The 7,396-nt window shown below is 68.4% G+C and carries 9 protein-coding genes and 1 pseudogene; 6 read left to right on the top strand and 4 right to left on the bottom strand.

Going from position 1 to position 7,396, the window contains the following annotated elements; translation table 11 throughout:
- From A5673_RS03670 to A5673_RS03660, 3 genes are all read right to left on the bottom strand, one after another.
- The coding region (locus A5673_RS03670) for a class I SAM-dependent methyltransferase (RefSeq protein ID WP_068227206.1) at positions 1-570 on the bottom strand (570 nt) is incomplete at its 3' end.
- A 143-nt stretch (positions 571-713) separates the two neighbouring features.
- Positions 714-1,724 carry a prenyltransferase gene (locus A5673_RS03665; protein ID WP_068227203.1) on the bottom strand — a complete coding sequence of 337 codons (1,011 nt, stop codon included), beginning with the start codon at positions 1,722-1,724 and terminating at the stop codon, positions 714-716.
- A gap of 12 nt (positions 1,725-1,736) precedes the next feature.
- Positions 1,737-2,438, bottom strand: a complete 702-nt coding sequence (locus tag A5673_RS03660) for a TetR/AcrR family transcriptional regulator (RefSeq protein ID WP_068227202.1) — start codon at positions 2,436-2,438, stop codon at positions 1,737-1,739.
- 133 nt (positions 2,439-2,571) lie between these two features.
- Between A5673_RS03660 and A5673_RS03655 the strand changes: the two genes are divergently transcribed.
- The 6 genes and pseudogenes from A5673_RS03655 (at position 2,572) to deoC (ending at position 6,817) form a co-directional block, all read left to right on the top strand.
- Complete coding sequence (locus tag A5673_RS03655; protein WP_369806460.1) at positions 2,572-3,915, top strand: DUF445 domain-containing protein; 1,344 nt, start codon at positions 2,572-2,574, stop codon at positions 3,913-3,915.
- 84 nt (positions 3,916-3,999) lie between these two features.
- Positions 4,000-4,408: pseudogene (locus tag A5673_RS03650) on the top strand (helix-turn-helix domain-containing protein); the annotation flags it as partial.
- Positions 4,409-4,715: 307 nt separating this feature from the next.
- On the top strand, positions 4,716-5,306 hold the full coding sequence (gene hbhA / locus A5673_RS03645) for a heparin-binding hemagglutinin HbhA (protein WP_068227207.1): 591 nt from the start codon (positions 4,716-4,718) through the stop codon (positions 5,304-5,306).
- 149 nt (positions 5,307-5,455) lie between these two features.
- Positions 5,456-5,719 carry a DUF2516 family protein gene (locus A5673_RS03640; RefSeq protein WP_082958525.1) on the top strand — a complete coding sequence of 88 codons (264 nt, stop codon included), beginning with the start codon at positions 5,456-5,458 and terminating at the stop codon, positions 5,717-5,719.
- Positions 5,720-5,723: 4 nt separating this feature from the next.
- Positions 5,724-6,140 carry a DUF2599 domain-containing protein gene (locus tag A5673_RS03635; protein WP_068227200.1) on the top strand — a complete coding sequence of 139 codons (417 nt, stop codon included), beginning with the start codon at positions 5,724-5,726 and terminating at the stop codon, positions 6,138-6,140.
- Positions 6,140-6,817, top strand: coding sequence for a deoxyribose-phosphate aldolase (gene deoC, locus A5673_RS03630; protein WP_068227198.1), 678 nt, complete (start codon positions 6,140-6,142; stop codon positions 6,815-6,817). Before A5673_RS03635 ends, deoC begins: the two co-directional genes overlap by 1 nt.
- Positions 6,818-6,820: 3 nt before the next feature.
- Here deoC and A5673_RS03625 read toward each other — a convergent pair.
- On the bottom strand, positions 6,821-7,396 hold a 576-nt coding region (locus A5673_RS03625), incomplete at its 5' end, for a DUF2993 domain-containing protein (RefSeq protein WP_068227196.1).

Here is a 7,396-nt window from a genome sequence, read left to right as displayed (position 1 = left end):
TCGAATGTCGCGCATGGTCAGCGAGATCCCGCGCTCGTGCATTTGCTTTTGCGAGTGCGCGAGAATCGTGTGCAGCAACATTCGGCCATCGTCGGGAAGGATGCCGTAGGCGCGCTCGAAAAACGCGGGCCAGCGTTCGGCCTTGAACGCTTCGAAGGCGCCGATGGTGACAATCCGATCGACCTCGTCGTCGAACTCCTCCCAGCCCTGCAGCCGGACCTCGACGGTGCGCTCGGTGGGGATAGCGGCCAGCCTCGCCTTGCTGTACTCGAATTGGTTGCGGCTGAGCGTGATTCCGATGACGTTGACATCGAACTTCTCGATCGCCCGTTGCAGCGCTCCGCCCCAGCCGCAGCCGATGTCGAGCAGCGTCATGCCCGGCTCGAGCCCGAGCTTCCCCAGTGACAGGTCGATCTTGGCGAACTGGGCTTCCTCGAGCGTCATGTCGTCGCGCTCGAAGTATGCGCAGCTGTAGGTCTGGGTGGGGTCCAGGAAAAGCCGGAAGAAGTCGTCGGAAAGATCGTAGTGCGCTTGCACGTTCCCGAAATGCGGCGTGAGCTGCACAGACATGAGAAATTGGGCCTTTCTGTATCTCGGGTTCCCGGGCTTGCGTGCGGCCTAGCGCCCGGTTCACCCCCGATGCATCCCCTGCATGCTAGCCGTTAAGGCCGTCCAAGTCGCATTGCGAAGCTTGGCTCTACGTCACATCCCGGTCACAACACGCGCAACACGGCGCCCGCCGCCAGCCCCACCACCAGCAGCGCGCCGGCCTGGCGCACGTGCACCCAGGCCAGCGCGGCGTACCACAGCGGCCACACGGGAAACTTCGGCGGCGGCTCGTCGGGCCTCGGTCGGCGGAAATGCGGCCACACCTTCGCCAGCCGGGGCAGCGCCAGCGCGACCACGAGCGCGGGCCAGGGCATCGCCCCCGCCACCACGGCCACCCCCACCAGCGTGTAGAAGCCGACCATCATGCCGAGCGTGACCGCCCGGGCGCGCGCCTCGCCGAGCAGCACGGGCAGCGTCCGGATGCCCAGCGGGGCGTCGTAGGGAATCTTGTCGATGTGCTTGCCCATCAGCACCGTCGTGCACAACAGCCCGTAGGGCAGCGAGGCCAGCACGACGTCCCAGCTCACCCAGCCCACCGCGGAGTAGAAGGTGCCGCACACCATCAGCGGGCCCCACACGACGAAGACGTCGGGTTCGCCGAGGCCGCGCTTCTTCAGCCGCAGCGGCGGCGCGGTGTAGGCGACGCTGAGGGCGAAGCCGGCCAGCGCGAAGCCGGCCACGGGCCAGCCGCGCGCCCACGTCAGGGTGACGAGGATCGCCAGATCGGCGACGTTGACGAGCAGGATCGCCAGCCCCAGCGTGCGGCGGCTGATCAGCCCGGAAAGCACCGGGTGGGGGGCGTACAACGCGCGCGGGTAGGTGGCGCTGTCGGTGCCGACCCGCGTGTCGTAGAGGTCGTTCATCAGGTTGTTGGCGGTGTGGGCCAGCGTGATGCCGAGCACGGCCAGCGCCAGCCAGCGCCAGTCCAGCCCGGGCTTGCCGATCGCCAGCAGGGCCGCGACCAGGCCGGAGACCAGGGTCATCGGCAGCACCGCCGCGCGGGTGACCACCAGCCACCGCGTGACGGCGTCGACCGGCCCGTCCGGGGGCGGGTTGGTGGTGCGCAGCGCGTACGCCCACGACCTGAGCCGTGAGCCCATGCTCACGTCAGGCATTCCGGCGCCACCTCATGGCTCTCGCGGCGGCACGATCGGCGAGGGATGCGGCTGTCCACGGAACTTCTCCAGCGACCCGCCGGCCTCGACGATGCCGCAGAGCGCGCTCCAGCTCAGCATGGTCAGGTAGTCGATCAGCTCGTCGGCGCTCATCCGCGGGTCCGACATCCACGAGTGGGTGGCCAGCTGCACCCCACCGACGATCAAGTAGGCCCACGGCTCCGCGCCGCCGGTGTCCATCCCCGCCTCACGCATGCGGCGGCGCAGCAGCACCGCGATCATGCGGGCGATGATTCGCTCGGAGTCCGCGATCACCTTGCTCTTGGTCGGCGAACTGTTGGCCATCACGAACTGGTACGGCTCGGGTTCGGCCGCCACGGTTTCGACATACACGCGGATGACCTCGCGGGTCAGGTCGAAGCCGTCCAGTTTCGACGACAGTGCCGCGGCCATGTTGGGGATCAGCGTCGTCTGCGTGAACCGCATCAGCACCGCAGTGGTCAGGTCGTTCTTGTCCACGAAATAGCGGTAGAGCACGGTCTTGGAGACGCCGATCTCCGCCGCGATCTCGTCCATGCTCAGGAAGCGGCCGAGCCGGCGGATCGCCTCGATCGTGCCGTCGACCAGCTCGTTGCGGCGCTCCACCTTGTGTTGGTGCCAACGCCGCTTGCGACCATCCGTCTTGACGGTCACAGCCGGGATCCGCTCTGCCACTCTCGCCGCTTCCCACTCGATAGTCGCCCCCGATAATACGGCCTGCGGACCCCGTTTTGCCGGATGGGCTGCGCGGGCGCGGGGTCCGTAAGCAGGGCGGTAACACTAACCGCGCGCGGCAATACATGATGGTGTGGTGGCACACAGAGCCTCACACCCGGGCGAGGTCTTCCCCGCGCCGTCGGCGGCGCGACCGTCCCTGGCCGAATCCTTCGCCGGCGCCGATCCGGAGGCCGATGCGCAGCGGCGGGTGGCACTGCGCCGGATGAAATTGGTCGCGCTGAGTTTCCTGGTGGGCGCCACCGGCCTGTTCCTCGCCTGTCGCTGGGCCCAGGCCCACGCCATCACCGCGGCGTGGGTCGGTTACGTCGGGGCGGCCGCGGAGGCCGGCATGGTGGGCGCGCTGGCCGACTGGTTCGCGGTCACCGCGCTGTTCAAGCACCCGCTGGGCATTCCGATTCCGCACACCGCGATCATCAAGCGCAAGAAGGACCAGCTCGGCGAGGGTCTGGGGACCTTCGTGCGGGAGAACTTCCTGTCGCCGCCGGTCGTCGAGACGAAGCTGCGCGACGCCCAGGTGCCCGGCCGGCTCGGGAAATGGCTCTCGGAGTCCGCGCACGCCGCGCGGGTGGCGAGCGAGACGGCGACGGTGCTGCGGGTGCTCGTGGAGCTGCTGCGCGACGAGGACGTCCAGCAGGTGATCGACCGGATGATCGTGCGCCGCATCGCCGAACCGCAATGGGGTCCGCCGGTGGGCCGCATGCTGTCCACCCTGCTGGCCGAGAACCGCCAGGAGGCCCTGATCCAGCTTCTGGCCGACCGGGCGTTCCAGTGGTCGCTGAACGCGGGGGAGGTCATCCAGCGGGTGGTCGAGCGGGACTCGCCGGGCTGGTCGCCGCGCTTCATCGACCATCTCGTCGGTGATCGAATCCACCGCGAGCTGATGGACTTCACCGACAAGGTCCGCCGCAACCCCGACCACGAGTTGCGCCGTTCGGCGACGCGCTTCCTGTTCGAGTTCGCCGACGACCTGCAGAACGACCCGGAGACCATCGCGCGGGCCGAGGCGGTCAAGGAACAGCTGATGGCGCGCGACGAGATCGCCGACGCCGCGGCAACGGCCTGGCGGACGCTGAAAAGGCTGGTGCTCGAGGGGGTCGACGATCCGTCCAGCACGCTGCGCACCCGCATCGCCGACACCGTCGTGCGGATCGGGGAGTCGCTGCGCGACGACGCCGAGCTGCGCGACAAGGTCGACAACTGGATCGTGCGGGCGGCCCAGCACCTGGTTTCTCAGTACGGGGTGGAGATCACCGCGATCATCACCGACACGATCGAGCGCTGGGACGCCGAGGAGGCCAGCCGGCGCATCGAACTGCACGTCGGGCGTGACCTGCAGTTCATTCGGATCAACGGCACCGTCGTGGGGTCCCTGGCGGGGCTGATCATCTACGCCGTCGCGCAGCTGCTTTTCTAGGGGTGCTAACAAGTGCTTGCAATAGCAAGCACTTGGCCGTACGCTGGGGCGCGTAAGGATGAGGCCCAACCCAGGGAGTACGCGATGCCGCCGGAGGAGAAGCTCTCCGCCAAGGTGACCACCGCGGCTTCCGACATCGGCAGCTTCATCCGGGATCTGCGGGAGAACGCGCAGGTTTCGGTGCGCCAACTCGCCGAGCGGTCGGGTGTCAGCAACCCTTACCTGAGCCAGGTGGAGCGCGGATTGCGGAAGCCGTCCGCCGACGTCCTGAGCCAGATCGCGAAGGCGCTGCGGGTGTCGGCCGAGGTGCTCTACGTGCGGGCCGGGATCCTCGAGCCCAGCGACAAAAGTCAGGTGCGCGACGCCATCATCACCGACACGTCGATCACCGAGCGTCAGAAGCAGATCCTGCTGGAGATCTACGCGTCATTCACCCAGCAGAACGAATCGATTTTCGAGGAGTGTCCGAGCGAATCCGACAGCGACGAGTGATCGCCCGCTACGCCGTCGGCCGCCGGCCGACGAGGGGCTTTTGCATCGCGCCAGTGGCCGCCCGACGTATATCCGCCGGGCCGCCTGGTTACCCAGGGGAAGGGGTGTGATGTCCGGACCTCGGGTGGTGACTGACCGCGATGCGAACTCGATCAGCCGACCCGACCAATCAGGAGGTTTCCCCGGCAAGTTGAGTGCCACGTCAATCCGCGGGTCTTGACTACTCCGTCATGGAGCCGACACTTGCCCCCTTTTCCAGATCAACAGGTAGTAACCCCGATAACAAAGAAATTATGAAAGGAAACACCATGGCTGAAAACACGAACGTTGAGGACCTGCGGGCCCCGCTGCTGGCCGCGCTGGGCGCCGCCGACCTGGCCCTGGCCACGGTCAACGACCTGATCGCCAACATCCGTGAGCGTGCCGAAGAGACCCGCACCGAGACCCGCAGCCGGGTCGAGGAGCGCCGCGCGCGCCTGTCGAAGCTCCAGGAGGACCTGCCCGAGCAGTTCACCGAGCTGCGCGAGCGGTTCACCTCGGACGAGCTGCGCAAGGCCGCCGAGGGCTACCTGGAGGCCGCGACCAGCCGGTACAACGAGCTGGTCGAGCGCGGCGAGTCCGCCCTGGAGCGGCTGCGCAGCCAGCGGCCCTTCGAGGACGCATCGGCGCGCGCCGAGGGCTACGTGGACCAGGCCGTCGAGCTGACCCAGGAGGCGCTCGGCACCGTCGCGTCGCAGACCCGCGCGGTCGGTGAGCGGGCGGCCAAGCTGGTCGGCATCGACCTGCCCAAGAAGGCCCCGGCCAAGAAGGCTCCGGCCAAGAAGGCGCCCGCGAAGAAGGCGGCCGCCAAGAAGGCTCCGGCCAAGAAGGCGTCTGCCAAGAAGGTCACCCAGAAGTAGTTCGGCGCCGAGGTGACCCTCGATGCCGTGACACTCGACTCCGAGTTGCCCGTCCATCGGGTGCCGACCCGCTGGCGGGCGACTCGGAGTCGACGTTTTACGCGCGGCACGCATACCCTTGATGCGTGACCCACGCCGTGACCATCGTCATGTTCGCCCTGCAGATCGCCGTCGCGCTGACGGCGGTGTACGCGTTTGTGCACGCAGCCCTGCAGCGGCCCGACGCCTATACCGCCGCCGACAAGCTGACCAAGCCGGTGTGGTTGGTGATCCTCGGCCTGGCGGTGCTGCTGACATCGCTGCTGAGTTTCGTTTTCGGCGTGCTCGGGATGGCGATTGCCGCCTGCGCGGCCGGCGTGTACCTGGTCGACGTGCGGCCCAAGCTGCTGGAGATTCAGGGTAAGTCGCGCTAGCGCCATGAGAGCGCTGCTGGCCGCGCCGGCGGTGGCGGTCGCGCTGCTGGGCTCGCCGCCGGCGGCGACGCTCGCTCGTGCCGACGCGAGCCCCGCACCTCCTTTCATCGAGCACACCGAGTGGGCGCACTGGCGCGGCTTGCCCAGCCTGCGGGTCTTTCCGACACCCTCGGGCCGGCTGGCCGCCAGGCCGCCCTTCGTCGCGACGGACGCGGACGAGGCCTGGGCCGAGGTGCTCGCGCTGTCGCCGGACGCCGGTACCGCCGGAATGCGCGCGCAGTTCGTCTGCCACTGGCAGTTCGCCGAGCTGGCGCAACCGGGCAAGGCCAGCTGGAATCTGGAGCCCTGGCGCCCGGTGGTCGACGACGCCGAGATGGTGGCCACCGGATGCAACCCCGGTGGCCCCGAAGAAGCGTTCTAGTGGCGGGGCGACCCACGCGGGCCCGGCTGGCGGCCCTGATCGACCACACCTTGCTCAAACCCGAGACCACTCGCGCCGACGTCGCGGCGCTGGTCGCCGAGGCCACCGAACTGGGCGTGTACGCGGTGTGCGTCTCGCCGTCGATGGTGCCTGCCGCGATGGCTGCCGGCGCCGCGATGCCGGTGGCCGCGGTGGTCGGTTTCCCGTCGGGCAAGCACCTGCCGGACGTCAAGGCGCACGAGGCCGCGCGGGCCGTGGCGTGCGGTGCCGGCGAGGTCGACATGGTCATCGACGTCGGTGCCGCGGTGGCCGGTGAACTCCTCGCCGTGCGATCCGACATCGAGGCGGTGCGTGCCGCGGCGCCCGGGGCCGTGCTCAAGGTCATCGTGGAGTCCGCGGTGCTGCTGGGCCGGGACGGCGGGCGCACGCTCACCGACGTGTGCCGCGCCGCCGAGGACGCCGGCGCCGACTTCGTCAAGACCTCGACCGGGTTTCACCCCGCGGGCGGGGCGTCGGTGGAGGCCGTCGCCCTGATGGCGCAGGCCGTGGGGGGACGGCTGGGTGTCAAGGCCAGCGGCGGCATCCGCACCGTCGCCGATGCGCTTGCGATGGTCGACGCCGGCGCGACGCGGCTCGGTCTCTCGGGAACCCGGGTGGTGCTGGACGGGCTTAGTTAGCCGTCAGAGGTGGGCGAAGCAGGGGTCGTTGGTGTTGTCGTTCGGAATGCTGGCGTTCTGCGTCGAAAAGTGCGCCTGGACACCGGTATCGGTGACCTGCACGCTGTCGGCGTGGATGCCCAGCGGGTAGTTCTTGGTGAATTGTGCGGTGAAGTCGTTCAGCGTCGACTGCACCGACTCCTTCGGCATGGTGAAGCCGAGCGCGTTGAAACTGACGATCTGCAGCTCCAACCCGTTGCCGGCCACCACCGGCTTGGCCGTGATGTTGTCGAGCATGCCCTTGAGCTCGATCGTGCCGTCGGCCGGGTGGGTGGTCACGCTGTTGGTGACGAACGGGCCCAGGACCGGGATCGCGTTCTGCACCGACTGCTTGATGCCGTCACTGGTCCAGCTGATGGTGGCGTCCAGCGAGCCGATGGTGCCCTTCGAGTTGGCGCTCGACTGCAGCCGGACGTCGCGGATGTTCAGGTTGAGCTTCATCCCCTTGGCGTCGCGGATGTTGTTGCCGGCGGTCTGCACCGAGATGTTGGTGTAGTGCTTGGTCATCTGCTGCCACAGCATCAGCGGCGTCACGCCGAA

It is taken from the genome of Mycobacterium sp. E3198 (genome assembly GCF_001667015.1).
Lineage (GTDB): Bacteria > Actinomycetota > Actinomycetes > Mycobacteriales > Mycobacteriaceae > Mycobacterium.
This window is presented reverse-complemented; position numbering and strand designations above follow the sequence as displayed.

Excerpts from the sequence above, each read along its gene's own strand:
- hbhA (WP_068227207.1), top strand. The coding sequence starts at position 4,716 with ATGGCTGAAAACACGAACGTTGAGGACCTGCGGGCCCCGCTGCTGGCC.
- A5673_RS03665 (WP_068227203.1), bottom strand. The coding sequence starts at position 1,724 with ATGCCTGACGTGAGCATGGGCTCACGGCTCAGGTCGTGGGCGTACGCG.
- A5673_RS03635 (WP_068227200.1), top strand. The coding sequence starts at position 5,724 with ATGAGAGCGCTGCTGGCCGCGCCGGCGGTGGCGGTCGCGCTGCTGGGC.
- A5673_RS03640 (WP_082958525.1), top strand. The coding sequence starts at position 5,456 with ATGTTCGCCCTGCAGATCGCCGTCGCGCTGACGGCGGTGTACGCGTTT.